This is a genomic window from Peribacillus sp. P4_B1, from assembly GCF_056402395.1.
The window spans coordinates 82,175-105,608 of sequence record NZ_JBFUHM010000015.1; the positions used below are offsets into that span (position 1 = coordinate 82,175).

The 23,434-nt window shown below is 39.7% G+C and carries 29 protein-coding genes; 19 read left to right on the top strand and 10 right to left on the bottom strand.

Annotation, left to right across the window (positions count from 1 at the left end; all coding sequences use genetic code 11):
• Positions 1-135: 135 nt before the first annotated feature.
• From AC1DVK_RS11070 to AC1DVK_RS11090, 5 genes are all read left to right on the top strand, one after another.
• The gene (locus AC1DVK_RS11070; protein ID WP_477626488.1) at positions 136-786 is read left to right on the top strand and encodes a DsbA family oxidoreductase; all 651 of its coding nucleotides are present in this window, start codon (positions 136-138) and stop codon (positions 784-786) included.
• Positions 787-855: 69 nt separating this feature from the next.
• Positions 856-1,458, top strand: a complete 603-nt coding sequence (locus AC1DVK_RS11075; protein ID WP_477626489.1) for a nitroreductase family protein — start codon at positions 856-858, stop codon at positions 1,456-1,458.
• Between the two features lie 480 nt (positions 1,459-1,938).
• Positions 1,939-2,106: a Fur-regulated basic protein FbpA gene (locus AC1DVK_RS11080; protein ID WP_081108896.1), complete on the top strand. Its 168-nt coding sequence runs from the start codon at positions 1,939-1,941 to the stop codon at positions 2,104-2,106.
• On the top strand, positions 2,099-2,248 hold the full coding sequence (locus AC1DVK_RS11085; RefSeq protein ID WP_377384702.1) for an FbpB family small basic protein: 150 nt from the start codon (positions 2,099-2,101) through the stop codon (positions 2,246-2,248). The genes AC1DVK_RS11080 and AC1DVK_RS11085 overlap by 8 nt, the downstream gene beginning before the upstream one ends.
• Before the next feature lie 545 nt (positions 2,249-2,793).
• Positions 2,794-3,357 carry a peptidoglycan-binding domain-containing protein gene (locus AC1DVK_RS11090; RefSeq protein ID WP_410862042.1) on the top strand — a complete coding sequence of 188 codons (564 nt, stop codon included), beginning with the start codon at positions 2,794-2,796 and terminating at the stop codon, positions 3,355-3,357.
• Between the two features lie 613 nt (positions 3,358-3,970).
• On the opposite strand, the gene AC1DVK_RS11095 is transcribed toward AC1DVK_RS11090, so the two are convergent.
• Entirely contained in the window at positions 3,971-4,417 is a 447-nt protein-coding gene (locus AC1DVK_RS11095; protein ID WP_477626490.1) for a hypothetical protein, read from the bottom strand.
• A gap of 273 nt (positions 4,418-4,690) precedes the next feature.
• Here AC1DVK_RS11095 and AC1DVK_RS11100 point away from each other — a divergent pair, with 273 nt between their 5' ends.
• Both AC1DVK_RS11100 and AC1DVK_RS11105 read left to right on the top strand, forming a co-directional pair.
• Positions 4,691-6,127, top strand: coding sequence for a phospholipase D-like domain-containing protein (locus tag AC1DVK_RS11100; protein WP_477626491.1), 1,437 nt, complete (start codon positions 4,691-4,693; stop codon positions 6,125-6,127).
• Between the two features lie 161 nt (positions 6,128-6,288).
• The gene (locus AC1DVK_RS11105; RefSeq protein WP_477626492.1) at positions 6,289-7,140 is read left to right on the top strand and encodes an MBL fold metallo-hydrolase; all 852 of its coding nucleotides are present in this window, start codon (positions 6,289-6,291) and stop codon (positions 7,138-7,140) included.
• Between the two features lie 137 nt (positions 7,141-7,277).
• Here the strand turns inward: AC1DVK_RS11105 and AC1DVK_RS11110 are convergent, their stop codons facing one another.
• Positions 7,278-7,613 (bottom strand): hypothetical protein, encoded by a 336-nt coding sequence (locus AC1DVK_RS11110; RefSeq protein WP_410862037.1) that lies wholly within the window; start codon positions 7,611-7,613, stop codon positions 7,278-7,280.
• Positions 7,614-7,773: 160 nt separating this feature from the next.
• Here AC1DVK_RS11110 and AC1DVK_RS11115 point away from each other — a divergent pair, with 160 nt between their 5' ends.
• Positions 7,774-7,980 carry a hypothetical protein gene (locus AC1DVK_RS11115; protein ID WP_477626493.1) on the top strand — a complete coding sequence of 69 codons (207 nt, stop codon included), beginning with the start codon at positions 7,774-7,776 and terminating at the stop codon, positions 7,978-7,980.
• A 69-nt stretch (positions 7,981-8,049) separates the two neighbouring features.
• Here the strand turns inward: AC1DVK_RS11115 and AC1DVK_RS11120 are convergent, their stop codons facing one another.
• From AC1DVK_RS11120 to kynU, 5 genes are all read right to left on the bottom strand, one after another.
• On the bottom strand, positions 8,050-8,682 hold the full coding sequence (locus tag AC1DVK_RS11120) for a LysE family translocator (protein ID WP_289337150.1): 633 nt from the start codon (positions 8,680-8,682) through the stop codon (positions 8,050-8,052).
• A 201-nt stretch (positions 8,683-8,883) separates the two neighbouring features.
• Positions 8,884-9,510: an arylformamidase gene (gene kynB, locus AC1DVK_RS11125; RefSeq protein ID WP_061464576.1), complete on the bottom strand. Its 627-nt coding sequence runs from the start codon at positions 9,508-9,510 to the stop codon at positions 8,884-8,886.
• Between the two features lie 17 nt (positions 9,511-9,527).
• Entirely contained in the window at positions 9,528-10,373 is an 846-nt protein-coding gene (gene kynA, locus AC1DVK_RS11130; protein WP_410864060.1) for a tryptophan 2,3-dioxygenase, read from the bottom strand.
• A 55-nt stretch (positions 10,374-10,428) separates the two neighbouring features.
• Positions 10,429-11,850, bottom strand: a complete 1,422-nt coding sequence (locus AC1DVK_RS11135) for an amino acid permease (RefSeq protein WP_410864057.1) — start codon at positions 11,848-11,850, stop codon at positions 10,429-10,431.
• 123 nt (positions 11,851-11,973) lie between these two features.
• On the bottom strand, positions 11,974-13,251 hold the full coding sequence (kynU, locus tag AC1DVK_RS11140; protein WP_477626494.1) for a kynureninase: 1,278 nt from the start codon (positions 13,249-13,251) through the stop codon (positions 11,974-11,976).
• Between the two features lie 176 nt (positions 13,252-13,427).
• Here kynU and AC1DVK_RS11145 point away from each other — a divergent pair, with 176 nt between their 5' ends.
• Positions 13,428-14,042: a TetR/AcrR family transcriptional regulator gene (locus AC1DVK_RS11145; protein WP_061464573.1), complete on the top strand. Its 615-nt coding sequence runs from the start codon at positions 13,428-13,430 to the stop codon at positions 14,040-14,042.
• A gap of 114 nt (positions 14,043-14,156) precedes the next feature.
• On the opposite strand, the gene AC1DVK_RS11150 is transcribed toward AC1DVK_RS11145, so the two are convergent.
• Positions 14,157-14,381, bottom strand: coding sequence for a hypothetical protein (locus AC1DVK_RS11150; RefSeq protein WP_477626495.1), 225 nt, complete (start codon positions 14,379-14,381; stop codon positions 14,157-14,159).
• A 172-nt stretch (positions 14,382-14,553) separates the two neighbouring features.
• On the opposite strand from AC1DVK_RS11150, the gene AC1DVK_RS11155 reads away from it, so the two are divergent.
• The 6 genes from AC1DVK_RS11155 (at position 14,554) to AC1DVK_RS11180 (ending at position 18,569) form a co-directional block, all read left to right on the top strand.
• Positions 14,554-14,898, top strand: a complete 345-nt coding sequence (locus tag AC1DVK_RS11155) for a lmo0954 family membrane protein (protein WP_061464572.1) — start codon at positions 14,554-14,556, stop codon at positions 14,896-14,898.
• A gap of 19 nt (positions 14,899-14,917) precedes the next feature.
• Positions 14,918-15,553 (top strand): PspA/IM30 family protein, encoded by a 636-nt coding sequence (locus AC1DVK_RS11160; RefSeq protein ID WP_317778071.1) that lies wholly within the window; start codon positions 14,918-14,920, stop codon positions 15,551-15,553.
• Between the two features lie 157 nt (positions 15,554-15,710).
• Positions 15,711-16,457 (top strand): cell wall-active antibiotics response protein LiaF, encoded by a 747-nt coding sequence (gene liaF, locus AC1DVK_RS11165; protein ID WP_477626496.1) that lies wholly within the window; start codon positions 15,711-15,713, stop codon positions 16,455-16,457.
• A complete protein-coding gene (locus AC1DVK_RS11170) occupies positions 16,454-17,500 on the top strand; it encodes a sensor histidine kinase (RefSeq protein WP_061464569.1) in 1,047 nt (348 codons plus the stop codon). The genes liaF and AC1DVK_RS11170 overlap by 4 nt, the downstream gene beginning before the upstream one ends.
• A complete protein-coding gene (locus tag AC1DVK_RS11175; protein WP_477626497.1) occupies positions 17,493-18,134 on the top strand; it encodes a response regulator transcription factor in 642 nt (213 codons plus the stop codon). Before AC1DVK_RS11170 ends, AC1DVK_RS11175 begins: the two co-directional genes overlap by 8 nt.
• Positions 18,135-18,251: 117 nt before the next feature.
• A complete protein-coding gene (locus AC1DVK_RS11180) occupies positions 18,252-18,569 on the top strand; it encodes a hypothetical protein (protein WP_477626498.1) in 318 nt (105 codons plus the stop codon).
• Positions 18,570-18,631: 62 nt separating this feature from the next.
• Here AC1DVK_RS11180 and AC1DVK_RS11185 read toward each other — a convergent pair whose 3' ends face one another.
• Together AC1DVK_RS11185 and AC1DVK_RS11190 are read right to left on the bottom strand one after the other, a co-directional pair.
• Complete coding sequence (locus AC1DVK_RS11185) at positions 18,632-19,795, bottom strand: MFS transporter (RefSeq protein WP_410864046.1); 1,164 nt, start codon at positions 19,793-19,795, stop codon at positions 18,632-18,634.
• A 569-nt stretch (positions 19,796-20,364) separates the two neighbouring features.
• Positions 20,365-21,255, bottom strand: coding sequence for a helix-turn-helix domain-containing protein (locus tag AC1DVK_RS11190; protein ID WP_410864044.1), 891 nt, complete (start codon positions 21,253-21,255; stop codon positions 20,365-20,367).
• Between the two features lie 168 nt (positions 21,256-21,423).
• Between AC1DVK_RS11190 and AC1DVK_RS11195 the strand changes: the two genes are divergently transcribed.
• The 4 genes from AC1DVK_RS11195 to AC1DVK_RS11210 all read left to right on the top strand — a co-directional run bounded on the left by AC1DVK_RS11195 (position 21,424) and on the right by AC1DVK_RS11210 (position 23,413).
• A complete protein-coding gene (locus AC1DVK_RS11195) occupies positions 21,424-21,561 on the top strand; it encodes a hypothetical protein (protein ID WP_176431983.1) in 138 nt (45 codons plus the stop codon).
• Positions 21,562-21,631: 70 nt separating this feature from the next.
• Positions 21,632-23,023 (top strand): MFS transporter, encoded by a 1,392-nt coding sequence (locus AC1DVK_RS11200; protein WP_477626499.1) that lies wholly within the window; start codon positions 21,632-21,634, stop codon positions 23,021-23,023.
• Between the two features lie 72 nt (positions 23,024-23,095).
• Entirely contained in the window at positions 23,096-23,227 is a 132-nt protein-coding gene (locus tag AC1DVK_RS11205) for a hypothetical protein (protein WP_284149542.1), read from the top strand.
• 54 nt (positions 23,228-23,281) lie between these two features.
• Positions 23,282-23,413, top strand: coding sequence for a hypothetical protein (locus AC1DVK_RS11210; protein ID WP_284149542.1), 132 nt, complete (start codon positions 23,282-23,284; stop codon positions 23,411-23,413).
• The last annotated feature ends 21 nt before the right edge of the window (positions 23,414-23,434 follow it).

Below are 23,434 nucleotides of genomic sequence, written 5' to 3' on the forward strand. Positions count from 1 at the left end.
CATAACAGTACAATTGCAAGCAGCAATCGATACGTACTACTAGATCCAATGCATTCTATATTTATATTTTTTTACTCTCTATTGTAACTGACTTGGTTACAAATGGGAGCTAATGATAAAAGGTGAGGGAATAATATGACAGTGAAAATTAAAGCGTATTCTGATTTTATATGTCCATTTTGTTTTTTGGGCAAAGGTCCTTTAGATGAAATCGTGAAGGAAAAAGATGTAGAAGTGGAGTGGATGCCATTTGAACTGCGTCCTAGTCCATATTCGAAAATTGATCCATGGAAAGAACCTGATAAGTTGAGCTCATGGGATTCTTATATTCTTCCTGTTGCGAAAAAACTAGGAATTGAGATGCGTCTACCCCGTGTTTCTCCGCACCCATATACACATTTGGCGTTCGAAGGGTGCCAGTTTGCAAAGGAGCACGGAAAAGGAAATGAGTTCCATGACAGAGTTTTTACAGCATTTTTTCAAGAGGAACAAAATATTGAAGATATTGAAGTATTGACAAAATTAGCAGGTGAAGTTGAACTTCCCGAGGATGCTTTTAGAGAAGCGTTAGTGTCACGTAAGTATCGTGAAGTGCATCAAGAAGCACTAAAACATGCCTATGAAGAAGCGGATATTAGGGCTGTTCCAACATTTATCATTGGTGATGAAGTGATCCAAGGACTCGCTAGCAAAGAAAGGTTAGCGCAAGTAATAGAGAAGGAAGCAGCAAAAAATAAACGGAATGAATTTGATGGCTTGCATTGCGATAGTAAGGGGAATTGCTAATAACGTTCTGAGCTATTAAATAAATATCAATCTATCCTATTAAATTAAACATAATTTGGAGGAATCAAAATGTCAGCAACTACAACAAATTTAAAAGAAGCAATCATCAATCGCCGTTCGATCCGTAAGGTGAAAAAGAATGAAAATATTACGAAAGAAAGAATTAATGAAGTTTTAAAAACCGCTTTACATGCACCAACTTCATTTAATATGCAAAGTGGACGAGTGGTGGTAGTGATGAATGACGAACATGAAAAGTTTTGGGATATCGTAAAAGAAACACTTCGTTCGCGCATTCCAGAAGAGAGCTTTGCAGCAACTGTCGAACGATTACAAGGATTTCGTGATGGAGTGGGCACAATCCTATTCTTTGAAAATCAAGAAACGATAAAGCAAATGCAAGAAAAAGCACCATCATATAAAGAACAGTTTCCATATTGGTCCCATCAAGGAAGTGCTATGTTGCAGTATGCAATATGGATGACTTTATCAGCGGAAGGCATTGGGTCATCAATACAACACTATAATCCGATCATTGATGAAGAAGTGAAGAAAACTTGGGATATTCCAGGGGAATGGTCATTGATAGCTCAAATGCCATTTGGTGAGCCCAATGAACAACCAGGAGAAAAGACGTTCCTGGCATTTGAAGATATTGTGAAATTTTATTAATACAAAGATTTAAGATATTCATAAAGAACCTTGAAAAGCAGTTCAAGCTAGTACATGTTTGGGATAGTATACCTACAAAAAGCCTGTTTACTCTTAATGAGTGAAAACGGGCTTTTTTTTGAAGCTGAATGTTAAAGTTCCAGCCGCATTACAGCTATAGGGAAGGGGAAGGGATTACCCCTTTATGGAAATATCCGTTCCTGATGTTCATCCTTCATATAATTAGCAGAGGTATATAATTGACAATGAGAATCGTTTTCAACTATAGTGAATTAGGTAATAGCAATGTGGTTTTGGTGTATTTGATCGAGTATTGAAAATGCACCAGGAAAGCCCTACATACGGATTAAGGAAATGTGAAGACTTTGCAGAGCATGCCCTTATATGGGGAAGCAATAGGAAGAAGAGGAGACTCTTCAAGTGGGATGCTAGGCAACCCCAAATACCAAAAGTCAGCATTTTTGTTAAGGAGGGTCCTTGATGATTACCCAATTAAGTACAAAGGGAGAAACAAAAAAAGAGGAACTTATACAAGAACTTCTAAAATTCGGGATTTTTAAAAAATATAATAAACAACTATACGAGCTTCCGGTTGTTGTCCTGCAAAAGGAATTCAATCACTTGAGAGGTGAATTAAAAAATGTCTAGGAGAAAGAAATCTTATGATGAACTGCTAAAAGAAAACCGGGAACTTCTGCTGCATGACAAAATTGAAGTGGAACGCATCTATACAAAAATTGATCAAAAAGCCATCAATGAAAAAAAGGGAAGTAAGCAAGTACAATCATGACTAGGTAAAAAGTAATCATTTCAAGTTGATCTCGCTGAATAGAATGATGTTTCGAAAGCATCGTCATCACCTCAAGTTTTAATACTCCTATTTTAAAACAAAAAAGATTGTAGGCAAAAGTGTTCCATCTAAAAGGCAAGACAAAGTTGATTGGAGCGGGTGTTCGAGACTCCTGCTTAGAAAAGTGCGTCTAGGGGAGACACCAAAGGCGAAAGCCGAGGGCCGACCGCCCGCGGAAAGCGAGTGCCTTACGTTCAAATCAACGTCCAAATTGTACAACTCATAAAAAATAGACAAACTCGATTTTCATCGAGTTTGTCTACAGTCTGAAATAATCCCCTTTAGGGGATTATTTTGGTTTTATTCAAGAATCGGGGTTTCCATCATATGCTGACTTTTTGAAATGCACACCGTGGATATTATTTACCATTTTTTATAATTAAAGTAATAAAACGTCAATTGAATGACCTCTTACGTTATAATGAATGGGCTCCAAAGGAAAGAAAGTCAGATTCTGCAGGAGTGTATATTTGAATGGAGGTTATATGACGTTGAAGAAAAAATTATTGGTCATTTTTCCAGCCGTTGCATTGATGATGGCCCCTCTAGGAATGGGAACCTCAATTACCCACGCAGCATCAAAAGACAATCAAACCGAGAAAATCGAAACGAAAGCGGAAACGCGCCCGACCCTCCGGAAAGGCTCCCGTTCTAGTTATGTAAGGGATCTACAGCAAAGCCTTAAAGATGTTAAATATATTGTAGGCGTTGATGGGATTTTTGGTACCCAAACACAAAATGTCGTAAGAGAGTTTCAGGTGGATCATAATTTGGCCTCGGATGGTATCGTTGGCCCGTTGACATGGGCAGCTTTAGACGAAAATAAAGTAGAAAGAAAACAGTTTACAGAGAAAGACGCGATCGCGTTAGGTAAAAAAAAGCTGGGTAACAATATCGTTTTCAGCGGTGATGGCAGGTTGCTGAAAGATGGCAAAAGAAAATCATATTACACATATAAAGCAGCAAATAAAGATTGGATGGATCAAGGCGGCTCAGGAACGATTGGGTGGTTCCACATTTATAAAGATGGCCGTGTAGTGGAAGAATAAAGGGATATTCATGCAAAAAATTCTCTCACTTTAAGTGGGAGAATTTTTATGCATCTATATTTTGCTATAAATAACAAGTAAATACAGATATAATAAGAAATGAACAGCAATTTGGTATAGTGGGCAGCGGTCACTCCTTTTCAGAAAGGGGGTGTCGCTGGTGATTTCTATTATGGACGGACTGATGCTAATGATTTCATTCGCCTCTTTAATCGTCGCAGTAATCGCGGTTACATTAAAAAAGTAACCCCCTCCATACCATCCGGCCAGATGTATGTAGGAAAAGGGTTACTTTCATGATTGAGTAGCTACTGACTTACCACAGAAAGCCGCTGCTCTTTATGCAGTTTGCTGTTCATTAAGACGCTGGTTTAACCAGTGTCTTTTTTTTATATATGTTAGTTATCTTTATTATATCCTCATTTTACCTATACATTCAACTAAAAAACATGGAAAGAGCATAACGAAGATTCAATGATGGATGTTCTATCAAGGTGATGATTTATACATATAAAATAAGCTGACACTACATTTTCTAGCGATGGAATCATAAAAAAACCCCTAAAGCTTATGGATTCCAAGCAAATCCACTTTGGGGCCATGTAAAATCAGTTTAGATTTTCGTTAAATTCCTGTCAGTTTCCAGTTTGAATAATTTCATTCCTTTATAAGATATAATCGAAGGAATTAAACAAAGTAATGCCATCGGTACACAATAAAGAAGATAGAAATGCCCTCCGTTTTCCAGTAAGGGAATATAGGCTAAAGCAGTAAAAAGTAGGACGGAAAAAATGATCGTGAAAATCCCGAAAGACTGATGATAGAACGCATGAATTTCCCTTCTTCGTTCTTCATGATTGGGTAAATTCTTTACGGATTTGTGCGTTCGGAGGAACAGGTACAGGGAGAATATTAGAAATAAAGCGGAAAATGGTAAGGCAATAGCAAATAATGAAACTTCAAGAATGGAAAGATAAAAGCTGGATAAAAAGAATACCTCTGACACACCTAAGGCAAAACAGTAATTGAAGATGCTTATTCCATCAGGTTGTTTAAGCATAAAATCCCTCCTTCTATATAATAGTATGCAGCTGCTAACATGTTCACCACTTTGTCACATTTAAAAGAAAAATAATTGCTCCAAGTTCCACCCTGGATCATCCTTTCAGTCCTAAGACAGGTAAAATGGTCACTCTAGGAAATGAAATAAGCCCTCCGGCTAACAAGCCAGAGGGTTTATTCTTCGGAGGATTTATTTAAGTTTGAAGATGTTGAATAGAGTCCGTACTTATTACGAATAGTAATAAAATATCGGGTAAAGGGGGAGAGTGCCATGACTGCACAAACGATGATTAAAGGATTTCTGCTCGTTCTTCTATTATATTTCCTGTATGTAGTGGTGACGGCAGTGGTCCTTTTCTACTTCCTCAAGGAAAAAGAAGAAGATAGGCCGATTAAACATATAAGTGCATATTTGGGAGAGAAGGATTCCACCGTGGATCGTGTCCTGCTTCTCGAAGATGGTTATGAATCGGGACTCGCCCGCATGCGAATGATCCAGGAAGCACAGCACTCAATAGATATTGCCTACTACGCTTTTGGAAAAGGAAAATCATGTGAACTTATTCTTGGAGCCTTGTTCGAAGCTGCTGACCGCGGTGTCAAGGTTAGAATCCTTCTGGATGGAATTTCTCATGGACTTAGAGGTCAATTAAGCGGTGTCCGTTATGCCCTGGCATCGGATGAAAACATTGAATTAAGGTACTACGAAACCTTTAAGCCATTTAAGCCCTGGACCTGGCATAACCGCCTCCATGACAAGATGATCACTACAGATGGAAAGTTAGGCATCATCGGAGGCAGGAATATCGCCGATAAGTATTTAGCAAAAAACGCAAACGCGCCCAAGAATTATGTCTATGACCGGGATGTACTCATTTTCAATGCTGAACAGGAGAAAGATAGTGTAATCGTTGAAATGAAGGCTTATATACATGAATTATGGACTCATCCGTATACGAGCAAAGTCTTTGCGGACCTTTCGAAAAGGCAAAAGGCACAAGGAAAAAGCGTCAGAGATACATTACTAAATCAATACAGCAAAGCTATGCAAAAAAATGCCGATTTCGTTAATCCGTCCATCGATTGGAGCAAGTCTACAACACCTACAAAAAAAGTGTCCTTCATTTATAATCCAATCGAACGTTTCAATAAACACCCATTTGTGTGGAGATCTCTAGTGGATATTGCTGCGAACGCCAATAAGTCGGTATTTATCCAGAGTCCCTATATTGTTCCTACAGGTCCCATGAAGGAATATGTACCAAAGAATATGAATTCAAAAGCTGATTGGACCATACTTACCAACTCGGTGACATCAACCCCGAATGTGATCGCTTTTTCCGGTTACTTAGCACTTAGGGATAGTATCGTCAAGACAGGGGCAAAGCTATATGAATATTCAAAGCTTCATTCATTGCATGGTAAATCGGCTGTATATGATCAGCGATTAAGTGCAGTCGGTTCCTTCAATCTGGATTCGCGATCTGCCTTTTTAAATACAGAATCGATGGTGATAATTGATAGTGAAAATTTTGCAACGCAATTGATAGGGGCCATCGAGTCAAAAATCTCGGGTAGTACACTCGTCGCGGAAAATAAAAGATATATAGAACCACCTGAAGATCAGAAAAAGGAAAAATCTTTCTTTAAAGCGACCTTTTTAAATGCCCTTTCGAAAATAACGGTATATTGGAAGAGGTTCATTTGAATGATGACAAAAAGACAGCAATCTCAGCGATTGTTGTCTTTTTACGGAGGAAATCCGTTTAAATGGATCATTGACTAATTAACAAATGTGCAATTTGCTATAATTGAGGAAAGCTAAACAATCTTGGAGATATCATCCATTATCCGAAGGAGAACAGAAACATGCAAACCTTACAGCATCTATCGAAACATATCGTCTACCTGCCTCCAGTCCAGGAAACGGATCGGCCGGTACTTGCTGCCGTTTCCGGAACCAAGAAAACGCTCATCATCGATGCCGGTAACTCCGTCCAGCATGCACAGCTCTTTAAGGACGAATTGCTACGGAATGATCTAAACGGGAATTTCCTTGTACTTACCCATTCCCACTGGGACCATGTATTCGGACTGGAGAATATCGGGATTCCGGTCATTTGTCATGAAAAAACATACAACAATATTAAAGATATGCAGCTACTTTCATGGGAAGATCAGGCCCTTGATCAACGGGTCGAAGAAGGGACGGAGATTTCCTTTTGCGCAGATGCAATTAAATTGGAACATGGGACAAATAGAAAGATTTCCCTGCCCCTGCCCGATATTATCTTTGAAAAAAAGGTGACAATCGATCTCGGCAATGTAACATGTGTAATCGAACATGTTGGCGGCGATCATGCCAACGACTCCTGCATCATATATGTTCCAGAGGAAAAAACATTATTTCTGGGAGACTGCTTTTATGCCAATCTTTATGCCGAAAAATGGAATTATACGGCTGAACAGGCCTCGCTGCTCGTTAAGAAAATTGAAGCCTATGATGCCGATACATATATACTCTCCCATCATGATCTACCCTGCACGAGATTGGAAATGGAGGCGGAGCTTAAGCTAATGAAGGAATGTGCGAGAACCGTGGTCGACCATCGGGGAAATCGAGCATTAATGGAGCAGGAATTGGCTAAAGGGTTAAAACGGGATTTAACTGAAGAGGAGCTCGAAACGATTGGATTTTTTGTAAATGGATACGTTGAGTGACCAATGAAATGAAAAGCCAATTGAAGTGTACACAAAAAGTTCCGCGGGTAGGGTATGGGTTCGGTGTTCAACTGGGCTCATACCCTTTAATTTGACCTTATTCCTATGTGGAATAAACAGTCCTCAATAAGCTGATTTTACAAAAAAGAGATAATAGTTGTTATGAGTAATAGTATGATAAGAACTGATAGGAACCCTGATATAATCCCCCCTGCTCTTGCTCCTCTATTATCGGGCTGAATATGACCAATAATAAAAGAAGGGATGAAAAATATAGCTGAATAGATCTTTGTATAATGAATGCCTGTTTCTCCATTTGACCATGCGCTCAGTCCGATATTATTTAGAATACTATCTCCAATACAAAAATTATTTCCAAATCGAAAGGTAAATAATATTCCGATTAAACATAGGGCGAAAGAAAGTGAACCCACTCCGAGCTCTTTTGTTTTCTTAACCTCAATAGTTTTCATGTGTATCTCCTTGCTTACAGGAATATCTAGAATTTAAAAACATCAAATTATGGTTTTTGTAATTGCGCCATAACTTAAAGGTACAATCCCTTCATCTTCACCAGAATCAAGGGCCAGCCTTTTTCTACTTTTTAAAATAAGGCTCTTTTCGTAAAGATTGTTGTTTTTAAAACGAAACTATTTAAGGTTGATTGGAGCGGAAGTGCGAGACTCCTGCGGGAGCAGCGGGACAGGTGAGACCCCACAGGCGTTTACACCGAGGAGGCTCACCGCCCGCACCAAGGAAAGCGAGTATCTGGAGGGGAAATCAACCACAACTCACTACCTGGTAAATAGCAAAAAAGTATGTGAAAACAGCCTAAAATAAAAACCGCACCTCCAACAGTTAGATGGTGTCTAACAATTAGGGTACAGTTCATTGTGGGGGCTTAATAGATTAATTATGAGCTTTTTCCAGAGCTAGCTTTATCCCAAAACCAATCAATACCGTCCCTGTTATTCCCTCGAAAATCGCTTGAGTTCTCGGCTTTTTCATAAAAGCACTAATCTGGTTCAGCAGATAGATATAAAATACAAACCACATTGCAGTTAAAACGGTATATGTTATGCCCATGATCAGGAACGGTAAAAACGTATCCTTGCCAGGATTCACGAACTGAGGCAGAAATGTTAAGAAGAAAACGGCCACTTTAGGGTTCAACAGATTGGTAAGGAACCCTTGCTTAAAGCAAGACTGGTTTTCGTACTTACCTTTAACTGACGTTTCTGCCGCTGCAGCCACTTGCCTATTCCTTAATCCCCATAAAGTCTTGAAGCCTAGATATACCAAGTAAACGGCACCGACATATTTGAAGGTGGAAAATAATAAAGCGGATTTCACAATGATTGCCGATAGTCCAAATACGGCAGCTGATGTATGAATAAAAAGCGCACAGCACGTACCGAACATCGTTTTAAAACCTCCCGCCGTCCCCACGGTAACGGTATTCCTTGTGGTTATCGCCGTATCCGGACCAGGTAAAATGATGAGAAGAATGCACATGACGATGAACCAATAAAAGTTTTCCATATTCGGACCTCCATTCTGAACGGTGAATTCTGAAAATTATAACATAAATGAACTTGGTTTAGGGAGATAAATTAGAAAGTCATGATTATCTCAATAAAGGGGGAGAAGGGAAATCGGCTTGACTAATAAATACGGTGTTTAATGAAACAAAAAAACAAGCCAGATCATTTTTTGATCTGGCTTGTTTTTTGGTAAACTTTGTTAGGGCAATTTTTTCAATACAGCACGCACCGGACTTCCATCTGCTTCAACTAATGGAAGCGGGAGGGCTGCCAATTCATAATTCCCTTGCCCTATATCGTCTAATACAAGCCCTTCCAAAATATGAATTCCATGACCGGCAAGCTCATGATGGGCAGACAGTTCTTTACTATCCAATGGATCTACGGATGGCAAATCAAGACCAATAAGACGAACGCCGAGTTCTGAAAGATATGCCGCTAATTCTGGTTGGATATGTGGAATAGTTTGTGGAAACACACGTCTATCCTTCCAAGCGTCAGTCCGAATTAACAGTCGCGTCACGCCTTGTAGACCCAGATTGGATAATTCATTGATACCGATGCTTGTCTTGTTTGGCAAATGGATGACTCGGGCATATCCCATATATAAATCGAGATCCAGTTCAATCACTCTTTTTCCATTGTTATCAAAATGAAAAGGTGCATCAATATGGGTACCAGTGTGGATACTCATATTGATTTGTCCTACATTGACAGATCCACTCTCTTCTTTACTCCAATTGACTTTGTATGAGAAAGGGGTATCTCCAGGCCAGACTGCAACGTTTTCATCCAGACGTTGTGAAATATCAATCCATGTTCCCATGCATTTACCTCCATCTCTTATAGCTTCGTTCTTAGGCTCCATAGTTCTGGGAAAAAGTGTTGGTCTAGAGCTCTTTTTAAATACGTTACACCTGATGATCCGCCAGTACCTTGTTTATTACCAATAATTCTTTCCACTGTGGTCATATGATTAAAACGCCATAATTGCTGTTGATGGCCGATGTCCACTAACTTCTCGCCCAGCTCATATAAGTCCCAATATTGTTCGACATCGCGGTAAACTGTCAGCCATGCCTCTTCTACACTGGCATTTGGTTCGTATTTTTGTGACCAATCCCTGCTGATGGCTTCTTGATCAATGGGTAATCCACGCGCCACAAGGGCATTAATCGCCGCATCATAAATACTTGGCTCATGAAGGGCCTGCTGCATTTGCTCGAATAAATCCGTTTGGTGCTGATAGACTGATAGTGTATGGACATTTTTGTTTCCTAGCGCAAATTCAATCAAACGATTCTGATAAGATTGGAATCCGGAAGATTGCCCCAGTTTATCCCTGAACTCCATGTATTCAGCCGGTGTCAAGGTTGAAAGGACATTCCATGACTGGATCAATTGCTGCTGGATCCTCGAAACGCGCGACAGCATTTTAAATGAAGGTTCCAACCTGTTTTGGCGGATGGACTCAGTTGCTGCTGTCAACTCATGTAAAATGAGCTTCATCCATAGCTCACTCGCTTGATGGATAATGATGAATAGCATTTCATCATGATGATCGGAGCATCTATGCTGACTAGTTAAAATTTTATCAAGGTGGAGATAATCTCCGTAAGACATCGATTTTTGAAAATCGGTTTGAATTTCTTTTTCTATTCCCGTTATTGTTTGTTCATTGTTATCCATATTTTTCATTCCGCAATCTCCTCACTTTTCGCAAAAAACTATTTATTCCGTCATACTATTCTATCTTCTTTTCCAGAGATTCTTCCATTACATTATGGTTAATATTTCTTCTTTTTGAAACAAAATAAGCAACAGTTAAAAATAGTAACCAAGGTATCCCGAATTGAAGCATGATTTTGAAATCTGTAAACCATGTCGTAATCATTAAGCTAAATAGAAGAACGGCTCCTAGTATCGTTAAATAGGGAAAACCCATCATCCTTACCGGTAACTTGCGTCCGCCTGTTTTCTCCCATTTCACCCTGAAAAACAAATGAGAAATGAAGATCATAAGCCATGTGAACATAGCACCGAACATGGAAATCCCCATCATCAAGGCATAGGAAGAACCAGGAAGTAACGAATGTACGCCTGCAGCAATGAAAATCCCAGTGGTAGAGACAGCAAGTGCTTTTGCAGGAACACCCCTTTTGTTTAGCTTTCCTAAAAAGCCAGGTGCATGTTTCCCGCGCGCTAATGAAAACATCATACGTGTCGAAGCATAGAGCTGAGCATTCATGGCAGATAAAGCAGCCGTTAAAATAATAAAGTTCATAATCCCGGATGCACCTGGAATGTTCAGGATTTCCATTACTTTTACGAATGGACTTTCCTCGATTCCAGCTGTTTTCCATGGAACGATCATCAACATGATCCCAATTGTCAACACATAGAAAGTCGATAAACGGAAGACCGTCGCTTTTAATGCTTTTGGAACAGCTGCATCCGGATCTTTTGCTTCCCCTGATGTAACCGCTATCATTTCAGTTCCAAGAAAGCTGAATAAAGAAATAAATACGGCTACCCACATTCCCCACCCGCCGAATGGGAAAAAACCGCCTTCATTTACAAAGTTCTCAGGTCCTATATGCGGCCGTTCGGATGAACCGAATAGTACATAGGATCCAAGAAGGATAAAACCAACAATGGCACTTATTTTAATGAAGGAGAACCAATACTCGAATGTAGCGAATGTATTCACGCTAGTAGCATTTACATAAATCAGGATACCTGCAAACAATAAAATCCATACGATTCCCGGCACAGTCGGAAACCAATACTTCATATAAACGCTGACTGCACTTACCTCAACCCCAACAGCCAAAACATTGGCAATCCAATAAGAATAGCGGACAAGATAGCCTGCCATTGGAGTCATGTACTTTTCAGCAATGGCCCCAAAAGATCCGGAAGTGGGATGGGCAACCGTCATTTCGGCTAAACAGCCCATCAATAGTAAGACAATGAACGCCCCGAGTGCATAGCTGAGCAATACACTTGGCCCTGCCGCTTGAATGGCAAGCCCGCTGCCAAGGAATAGTCCCGTCCCGATGGCACAGCCCATCGCGATCATGGAAAGCTGGTTTGTTTCCAGATTACGTTTTAATCCTTTCTCAGGATCATCTTTAAGATTCAATTGAGTATGTTTATTCTCCATAGTTCATCCCCTTTTATCCCAAAAGACTTTATCTTACCCGGGCAGTTAGTTCACACCTCTTTAAGCGTAGACTGACCGCCCATATTAACCGACTAACAAATTCGAGGGAAGCGGGTATTAGCGTTATGCAACCACTTCTCGTTCATTCTTGAATTTTTCATATTGTTTTTCCGCCATGATTTTCTTGAGTATTTGTACCACTTCCCAAACTTCTGCGTAGGAAGTATATAGTGCAACTGGTGCAAGACGAATGATGTTTGGCGCTCGGAAATCCGGAATGACACCGTTTTCTTTCAATGCCTTACAAATCCGTGCAGCTACTTTATGCTCAAGGCTTACATGACCCCCGCGGCGTATGTCTTCTCTAGGGGTTCCAATGAAAAATCCCATGTCTTCCAGCTCGTGTTCAATTAAGTCTATTAAATATTGATTAATTTTAAGGGATTTTTCCCGGATATTCTCAATGCCAGCTTCGATAAAAATTTCTAAAGACCCAATCAATGGTGCACAACTTAATACATGTGGCGTTCCAATTTGATACGCGCCTGCTGATTCAGCTGGTGTTAATGTATGTTCCATATCGAATTGTTTATCTTTTTTGGACCCGAACCATCCAGCCAATCCAGGCATCGTTCCAAAATGTTTTCGATTTACATATAGGCCGCCAACACCGCCAGGACCGCCATTTAAATGCTTATAATTGCACCAATACGCAAAGTCCACATCCCATTCGCTGAATGAATGCGGGATGGCACCGATGGAATGACAGCCGTCAAATCCGATTACTATTCCTCTTTTATGAGCTTCATCAGTTAATCGTTTCATATCCAATATTTGACCGCTGCGATACAGGACCGTTGGCAAGATGATTAAAGCAATGTCATCGGTCATTGCTTCGATAATGTCATCCTCTTCAAGGAATCTTCCATCGCGGCTTTTCACGCGGATGAGATCGGTTTCCGGATTGTATCCATGTGTACGCAGCTGACTTTGAAGAGCATAAATATCAGTCGGAAAGGTTAGTTCATCCGCTAAAATTTTTGTGCGTTTCCCTTCCGGCTTATAAAAAGTAGCTACAAGTTGATGCAGGTTAACAGTTGTGGATCCGGTTACAATAACTTCCTCAGGAGAAGCTCCCACTAATTGGGCAATCTTGGCGCCCAATTCCTCTGCCATGAAAAACCATGGGTGATTCCCTTGTGTCCATCCATCAATCCCATGTTCCTTCCAATCTTCCAAAGATTCCAAAAGAGTGCGTTCAGCTCTTTTAGAAAGAAGCCCCAATGAGTTGCCATCCATATAGATGGAATTCGGCTTTAAATAAAATTCTTCTCGAAAACCTTTAAGGGAATCTTTCTCATCCATTTGTTTTGCGTAATCCAACGTGTATTTTGAATTCATAATCATCCTCCTATATTAGTTTGATCCTAGGAGAATCGTACCAAAGAATATGACACAGTGTCAATAACATAATTCAGAAAATTAAAAATATTAAAAACGTCAAAAAAACATTTCCAGCAAATATTTTTTATTTTTAAAGAAATCCATTATGCTAGAAGATAAGGGGAGGAATCGGGATGGATAATGGTAATGTAGGGGATAAACGACATTTGCGCTCAATCATGACACGTCAAAAGTTATTAGAAGCGGCAAAGGAGGTATTTCTTCAAGAAGGTTTTCAAGCTGCAGTTATTTCCCAAATGATCAAAAAGGCAAACGTGGGGTACGGAACTGCCTATGTTCATTTTAAAGGGAAAGAGGATCTTTTAATTGTATTAATGGAGAATGTCATGGAGCAATTTTATGAAATTGCGGAGACCTCTTTCTTTCCAAAATCGAAGGACGAAGCAAAACATATCATAAATAAACAAGCTAATGCTTTTTTGAAAATGGCAGAGGCTGAACGCAATATGATGCAAGTTTTCGAACAGGCCATTGGGATTTCAACTGTCATCTCAAATAAATGGAAGGCGATCCGCATGAAGTTCATTCAGCGAATTTCAAAGGACGTCGCATATGCACAGCAAAATGGGCTGGCAAGGGCTGAACTAAACCATGAGCTTGTGGCAAGAGGATGGTTTTTCACAAATGAAATGTATCTTTGGGAAATTGTCCGAAACGAACATCAAAGTTCTGTCGACGAGATTGCTCAAACCATCACGTCAGTTTACGTCGAAGGTTTGTATTTGTAATTATATTAATGATGCTATATTTGGCAGTTCGAACAATCTTCCGGTTTTACCACAATCGGAAGATTTAATTTTATATTAAAGGCTCGCCCGCTGCACACCCCCTATCGGAAAACTTCATCTTCCCACCACTTTTAAGCCGTCCGAACTCACGAGTAAACTAGCTGAATTCACGAGTAAAACACCCAAACTCACGAGTAAACTAGCTGAATTCACGAGTAAAAGGCCAAAACTCACGAGTAAACTAGCTGAACTCACGAGTAAAACACCAAAACTCACGAGTAAACTAGCTGAATTCACGAGTAAAAGGCCAAAACTCATGAGTAAAACGCTCAAACTCACGGGTAAAACGCCCAAACACGAGTAAATCTCTCAAATTCAGGAACAAAACACTCTCGTTAGTGTGGGCTTATAGCAACTACGCCTTAAGTCTTAATAGAAAATATAGCTAAGGCTCATTATACGAACTCGTAAAACTAGATAAGATATAAACATGGAAAGGAGGACGAAAACAATGAAGAAATTTGGTTTATTTATTGTAGGACTGATCGCATTATTCATGTTGCTAGCGAATGTTGGTCCACTAATCAGCTTGGCGATTTGCTTGGCGATCCTATACTTTGGGTTCAAACAGTTCATGAAGTCCGAATCCACAGGAGCCAAGATTGCCTGGGGATCAATCTCCCTTATCGTGCTTGTAGTTGCTATTTCCCATATCCCAGCGATATTAGGACTGGTTGCAGCTTATGTTCTTTACCTGGTTTATAAAAAGTGGAATGAAAATGATGAAAATGTATCGAAAGAAACGGACCCATTCTCAAATTTTGAAAGAGAGTGGAAAGAGTTGAATAAGAACTAATAGAAGGGATGGAATTGGAATGGGTAATTTATTTTCAAGAATGAAACAAACGATTTCAGCGGATTTTCACGACTTGTTGGATAAAAAGGAGCAAAAGAATCCAATTGGAATGTTGAATCAATATTTACGTCAATGCGAGCAGGAGACAGAAAAGGTCGGTAAGCTGCTTGAACGTCAATATCTTTTGAAAGAAGAGTTTACGCGTGAATATAATCAAGCGCAAAATCTGGCTGAAAAACGTAAGCATCAGGCTGAAATTGCTAAGCAGTCAGGAGAAACCGATTTAATGGAATTTGCTTTCAAGGAAAGCCTGCACTATGAAGATCGTGCGCTAAGTTTGAAGGAGGCGCATAAAAGTGCAGAAGTTCAGTTGGCTGAACTGGAGCGGAAGTATGAAGAAATGAAGCATAAGCTCAAGGATATGCATCTAAAGCGGATGGAACTGATGGGCAGGGAGAATATTGCCCGGGCAAACAACCGGATCAATCGGGTTTTAGACGGAGGCATTTCCGACGCCAAACCGGTAGCGATGTTTGAAGAAATGGAGCATTATATCGATCGCATCGAGCATCAAGTCCATACAGATTATAATCGGCATACAATCGATGCCAGGATTGTCCAGCTTGAAAAGGAACTGGAACAGAAAGAAGCGTAAAGGTATTTTAAAGTATTGCCGTTATCCCCTGACTTCCAGGAAATGAGGGCGGGGGAAAACAGGCTGTCAGAACGTGATAATTTCATGGTATTCTTAAAAGGCACGGATTCCTGTGCCTTTTAAGAATATCATGATCATATACAGGGGAGGCGAACCGATGTTGAACAAGATGAAGACGGACTATATGGGATGGATACTTCTCATCGGAGTCGTCCTGCTTTTTTTAGAGATTTCATTTACGGGTGGGGGTCTCCTTTTTTCCCTCGCTTTTTCAATAGGTTGTATCTATATAGGCAGGAAATTCACAAAACGGTCAATCGGGAAAATCCTATTTTTTATAGGGCTGATTTCCCTTATCATCACTGTCTTGAATATGATCGTCTTTAGATTTTTTCTTATGGCGATCCTCATTTATCTTTTGCTTTTATATTATCAGTCCAAAAAGAATCCTGATTGGGTCAGTCCCATTTTAACCAATGATGATTCGGACGAAGAAAAGATCAATAAGGAACAATTGCTGAAAACAGATTACCTTTTTAAAAATAAGTTTTTCGGTCATCAACAAACGGCCGAGCATGTATATGAATGGAATTCGGTGAATGTTCAGGGCGGGGTCGGTGATACGGTTATCGATTTAAGCAAAACGATTTTACCGAAAGGCGATGCTGTCATTTCCATCAGGAATATCATTGGCAATATTACCGTGCTTGTACCGTATGGCATCGAAATCAGGGTCCATCATTCGGTCATTGCAGGCAGAGCGAGGATCTTTGAAAATAAGCCTGAATCCAAGGTCTTTAATCAGATTTATTCCTACCAAACGGAAGGGTTCAATGGAACGGATCACAAGGTTCATATCATCACTTCAATTTTAGTTGGGGATTTAGAGGTGAAGCGGGTATGAGCATAATGACACGGCAGATATTGACTGCCCTTGGTGTTTCTTTCGTACTTTCCCTTGCCTTGCCGGCGGCTGTTTTCTTTATCTTTCCTTTATCCGACTGGAGCGTATTGTGGGAGAAAGTGGTCATGGGATTGCCTTTCGTCATATTCCTGCCAAGTCTGGTCATTACGGTAGGGCTTTTCTATGGTGTCGTTTCGGGGTTGTTTTGGAAGAGGCAGCTGGAAAGGGTGGATGAAGGTCTATATTTACTTGAACAGGGTCGCTTACCTTCGCAACAGGAGGCGTATCCGGTCCAAGAGATGGCTAAAATGGTGGAACGGATGCAACTGATTCATAAGCAAATCAATGAGCAGACCAAATTATCACAAAAAATGGCGAATGAAAAGGCCATTGATCAGGAGAAACAGATCCAGGAAATCGTTTCCCAGGAACGAAACCGTTTGGCGCGGGAACTGCATGATTCGGTAAGCCAGCAATTGTTTGCCGCTTCGATGTTCATGTCGGCCATTACCGAGTCACAATCAGATATGGAAAAAACGGAAATGAAACAATTCAAGATAGTGGAAGAGATGATCCATCAATCCCAGCTTGAGATGAGGGCTTTATTACTTCATTTGAGACCCGTTGCATTAAAGGGAAAATCTTTACAGGCGGGGATGAAGGAGCTCCTGGAGGAATTGGCCCAAAAAGTGACGATGGACATAAATTGGAAGATGGAAACTGTCACTCTGGATAAGGGGATTGAAGACCATCTGTTTAGGATTTTACAAGAATCGATTTCCAATACACTAAGACATGCAAAAGCGAATTCGCTTGAAGTGCTATTGATCGTTCGTGACGGGCTGATCATTTTACGGATAACGGATGATGGCATCGGTTTTAACGTAGAGGAGTCGAAAACGGGATCATATGGTCTGCAAAACATGCATGAACGGGCTGTGGAATTAGGCGGAACGATGCAACTTGTAAGCGTTCCGAATAAAGGAACGAAACTTGAAGTGAAAATCCCATTATTAAATGCTGGAGGTGATCATGATGATTAAAGTATTATTTGTCGATGACCATGAAATGGTAAGGATAGGGGTATCGGCTTATTTATCCGCACAGCCGGATATCGAAGTGATCGGGGAAGCGGACAACGGCTTGAAAGCAGTCGAACTGGCAATGGAATTGCGCCCGGATATCATTTTGATGGATTTGGTCATGCCGGAAATGGATGGCATAGAAGCGACGAAACGAATTATTGAGAGTTGGCCAGAAGCAAAGATCATCATTGTGACAAGTTTTCTTGATGATGAAAAAGTGTACCCGGCATTGGAAGCCGGAGCGACGAGCTATATGTTAAAAACATCAAAGGCCAGCGAGATTGCGAGAGCCGTCCGTTCAACGTTCCAAGGGCAAAGCGTACTTGAACCGGAAGTGACGGGAAAAATGATGGAAAAGCTGCGTCGCCCAAAGATCACCCAGCTTCATGATCAATTGACAAACCGCGAAATGGAAATTTTGCTGCTGATGACACAAGGGAAAACGAATCAGGAAATTGCCGATGAACTATACATAGCCCTAAAAACAGCCAAAGTGCATGTCAGCAATATATTAAGCAAGCTTGCGGTACAGGACCGTACGCAAGCGGTGATTTACGCATTTAAGCATTCGCTCGTTCAAGAAGAAGAGTAAAGAGCGTCTATTTACCAAAAGATGAGAGTTTGTTATATTTAGGGAAGTGTCCCATCCTATAAAGTTTTTTCAAGGTTGCTGATTGCAGCCTTTTTTTACGGATAACGGAAAAGCAGGATGAAAGCAGGTGAAATGATGTTAAGAGTGATCTTAGAATTATTGCGTATAATCACCATTATTTTCGTGATTGGAATGATAATGGGGCTCATCATTAATTCAATCTATGCGATTTTTGGTATAACCGTTGAGAATACCGCAGGCGGATGGATTGTTGCTATGGCAATTTTCCCATTACTTTATGTACTCTATAAAGACCGGCTTCAATTTTCAGGGTTCTATAAAAATGGCAAACAAGTAAAACTCTCAAACAGGACAACGACAATCCTGCTTTGCTTCTCGGTGCTAATGTTAACGGTTGCCCCCTTATTTCGCTAACGGAATATAAAAAAGAGCATGTTTTGATCAAAACATGCTCTTTTTTATGCAGTTTTTCAAGATTATACAGCTTCCTCTGCAGTATCGAGCCTCTTGCCATATATCCGATAAAGAACGAAGGCAAATATCATTCCTATAAAGGAGATGGAGGAGATGAACAGGTAAAGGGTCTTGCCCCCAAAAGCCCCATATATGGCTCCGCCTATATAAGAAGCAATGATTCCCGAAACCCCGAAGAATAACAGTGCCAGTACGGTTTGGCCTGTGGCACGCCACTCAACGGGAACGATCCGATAAAGATATTGGATGGCAGCCGAGTAGAAGATCGGGAAAGTCAATAGCTGCATGACTTGCAAATAAGCTAATAGATGTGGATCGGTTATCCACGCAGAGACGAAATAACGGATAAAGAAAAACGCTGCTGCAAACGAAATGATGATGATTTCCTTACCTTTGCGCAGCCACCAGAAGCTTAGGGCGAATACGACGATTTCACTTCCTGCCGCTAAGAACCAGGTCAAGCCTACAAGCTTGGCACTCCCTCCAAGTTCCCTGATGTACACCCCGAGGAAAGTATCGTTCATCCTTGCTGGAACAGCACAGATAAAGACCAATAACAGGAAGAGAAGCGTCTCTTTATTGCTGAAAAAATGCTTAAGGCTGCTTAAGGTGACAGGTTTCCCCGAAACGGGTGCATCAGGCATCATCCAGCTGATGATGAAACTGATCAAACCTATGCCGGCAAAAAGGAAAGCCAGGCTGTTTGCTCCGAAATAGGACATAACGTAGCCTGTGATCAGCGATATGACCGCATAGCCCAATGCACCATATGTCCGGATGGAACCGTAACTGATCCCAGATTTCTCTGCAATCGTGAAGTTGAGGCTTTCCGTCAGGGGATCGATCGGCATCAAAAAGAAATATAGGAGCATGGCAAACAGGATAAGCTGCAGATAGCTGCTTGAGTCATAGAGAAAATAACCGATTACGCTCGAGAAAAAGATGAGTAACAACAGGACTTTTCGTATTGTCCTCGTTTTATCGCTGATCATTCCCCATAAAGGCTGGGTGATGAGGGTGACAAAACCTCCTGTACCGATGATGAATCCGATTTGGGCTGGACGCAAACCTTGATCAGCCAGGTAGACTGGGAGAAACGGAATGAAAATGGCAAGCAGTCCAAAATATAAAAAGTTAAAACTTTTTAATAATCGTAATGCTTTCATAAATTGAATGATACCTCACATGTTCTATAGATTGATTGATTTCAACCTTGTTATTGTAACATTGATGACAGAATTTGAAAAAAAAGTTTCAACTTTATGGATGGAAATAGACAGATAGGGTTCGTTCTGAGAGGTTCTGGAACCATGTGGGTATGATGCGTTTCAAAATTCGTGACATCGAGGAATTTAGATAGGGAACCCCCTATGCTATCCTTCGCTTTCCAGCTTGAATAAGGTAGGTTTCTGCTAGTCTTGTTCATGAGGCCTATTTGAATGGTTTGAAGAAGGTGGTTTCTGGTGATTTTTTAATTCGGGTCATTGATTTTTATCTACCTCGATAAATCTTGGCTATTTTGGATTGAAAATATAAAAGTCCTTTTTATGATATGAATTTCCAGTTTGGATGGAATGCTTTCCTTTCGTTATGCCATAACCGCTTTCCCTAGCTCTCGTGCTTGATTATCGGTAATAATGTTACGGACTCTTTTTTTACGTTCCAAGCCGAACACATGAACATTATACTAACCAAAAAAGTACAGCATTGTTTTGCTGTGTAAATTCTTCAGTCATTATAGAGATTTCTTTATCTCATGCAGTCTTTCCTGAACGACTTTTTCAAACTCGTAATTCTGCTGCAATAAGAATATATTCCTTGCTTCTTCATACCCTTTTGTGGCACTTTCCATGTTGTTCAATGACTGAAAGGATTGGGCACGTTGATATAATACTTCTCCCAATAGGTACATAGATTCTTCCCGCGTTAAAATTTGAATGGCGTCAGAGCAAATTTTTATAGATTCATAATATTGTGCGTCCTTATGTAAGGATTTTGTCAATCCGTAATGAATCCGGACTTTAATTCTATAATTCATTGAAGTTTTTGGAAGTTGTTGAAATTGCTTAAGGGCATCTATATAAGAGGCAATTGACTTTTTATATTCAGTTATTTCGTTATAAATAATGGCTTTGCTATTCAAAATTTCTATTTTTTGAGCAGATAAAATTTGAAAATGGGTAGATAAGTCTAATGCTCGATCTAAAAAATCCAGGGATTTCAATATATCATTATCACAATAATAGGCTACTATCCCCAAATGCCAGAGGATGAATTGTTTATTGATAGGTGACTGGAAATCTGCATGGTACTGTTCTGCTTCGAGAATCCGTTTTACCTGCCGATACTCTCTATTTCTAATGGAAACCCTGACTTGAGATTTCACTTCCTCACTATATTCCATTCGGTCTGAATAAGTTTCTAAAAGGATATCTTCAATGCTGATGCCTAAACGTAATGAGAGTTCATATAAAGTAGTCGCTAATGGAATGACCTTCCCCTTCTCTATGTTGCTTAGTTGTGCTTGAGTAATGATACCCTCTGCCATAACTTTTTGTGTTATACCTGATCTTTTTCTTAAATTGTAGAGTACATTTCCAAGTTTAAAAGGAATGCTTGCATCCATTTTATCAACTCCTAAAAATATAAATACTTTTATATTTTTTTATGTATTTCATTGGAAACACCAACTAAATATCGAAAAAAATACTCTGTAGTGGCTATACAAGAAAAATGTACCATATTTGGATGGTTTATACTAGCTGTATCAATCAATATCAGGAGGTTAAGGTATATGAAAAAAATATTAGTATCTGGGTTCTCCATTCTATTAGTGCTAGCATTTGTTTTACAATTCGATTCAGGCGTCAAATTGGCTGTAGATGATCTGCCTGCAATAAATGATCTACCGAATCAGCATGAAAAAGGTTAAATATCAATATCAAAAAAGGAAGATGACTAAAGGGGAATTTAAATAAAATAAATAAAAAAGGATTATATATATGAAATTAAATAAGGATCAATTATTGATTATAACCATTTCTTCATGTGTTATAGCTAGTGTGATGTCTACGTCCATGCTGACGATTGCATTCCCTAATCTTGTAGACTTTTTTGATATTTCTTATTCCACACTTCAAATTAGAAATATTCTTTTCTTCTCTTTTTTCGCATTTCTCATTCCGCTTTTTGGTAAAGTGGCCGATGTTTTAGGCGCAAGAAAATTGTTGATATTTGGCCTGTCGCTATTTATCACATCTACCATTCTTAGTGGAACCACAAATAATTGGAATTTGTTTTTGCTGTATCAGACACTTCAGGCAATTGCAGATGCAATGGTAGTACCTGCCCAGGTATTATTGATCAGGCAAAGTTTTAAGGATAATAAATTAGGCTGGGCTTTTGGATGGTTTTCCGGAGTTTTAGCGACCGCCTCACTTATTGGACCAGCTGTTGGTGGTTTGGTAATAAAATATTACCCTTGGCAAATGATATTTGGAATATTGATTATCATAAGCTGCATATCCTTAATTCTTGTACTAATGGTAACTCCCAAATCCAAAAAAAGAATCACGGCAAACCTTCATTTACCTTTAAAAAACAGTTTGGCTTTACTAGTTATGGTAATCAGTTTTCAATTTATATTCAATGATGATATTGGTGTAGTGAAACGGTCGCTTTCTATTGCTGTTACAATATTGAGTTTAATTTTATTTGTATTTTATGAACGGGCAAACCAAGGAAATACTTCTTTGCTTCCAAGAAAGGCAATAAAAAACACCATTTTTATCTCTTCGATTGTGAGAATATTCGTTCTATTTATGATCACAAATGTAATAGTGCTTTACATTCCAAGTTACATGCGGGATATACACAATATTCAACCAGATATTGTTGGCTATATCATTATGGCAGATTCGATACTGGCGGTTTTATTATCTGGGTATGCTGGTAAACTTGCAGATTTAAAAGACAATAGAAACCTTTTACTTTTATCTATTTCGATTTCCATAATTGGAATGGTAAATCTTACATTGACAATGTTTAATGGCAGCTTAATTTTCTTTATATTTGCTTTTCTCCTTTTTGGATTGGCTGGTGTCATTTCCATGCCCACACAAAATAAAATTGCTATGTTGTCCGTTCCCGAGGAAGAAACAGGGGTTTATATGGGGTTATTCCAGATGGTACAGTTTGGAACCGGAGCTTTCGCTGCGGGGGTATTCAACACTTTTCTGGACTATGGAACTGACAAAGGTGACTTTTCCCAGGTTGGATTTTCATACGTGTTGATCATTTGTATAGGGTTATATTTGGTGGCTATAGGAACAGTCGTTTATGATAAAAGGCTTCTAAAAAACAATATAAAATTGTCTTTGAAAGAAGAAGTCTAATTCCCGTTTATCTGAAAGTGAAATATACCTTAGAAGAGTCAGCTTTGAAGTGATTTTAAGGAGGTGAAACATATGACAAAGCAAGTGGAAAAAACAGAAGCGGAAAAGCTAGTGGAAAACCTGGAAGTAATCGAAGCTAAAGAGCTGGAAGTGGGGAGTGCATTTCATGCGTTCCGTTTCAATACGTTAGACACAGAAAAATAGATAAGAGCCTGGGAGTTACAGGCCATCCATCATACATGTTAAGGAGGTGAACATATGACAAAGCAAGTGGAAAAAACAGAAGCGGAAAAGCTAGTGGAAAACCTGGAAGTAATCGAAGCTAAAGAACTGGAAGTGGGGAGTGCATTTCATGCGTTCCGTTTCAATACGTTGGACACAGAAAAATAGATGGGAGCCTGGGAGTTACAG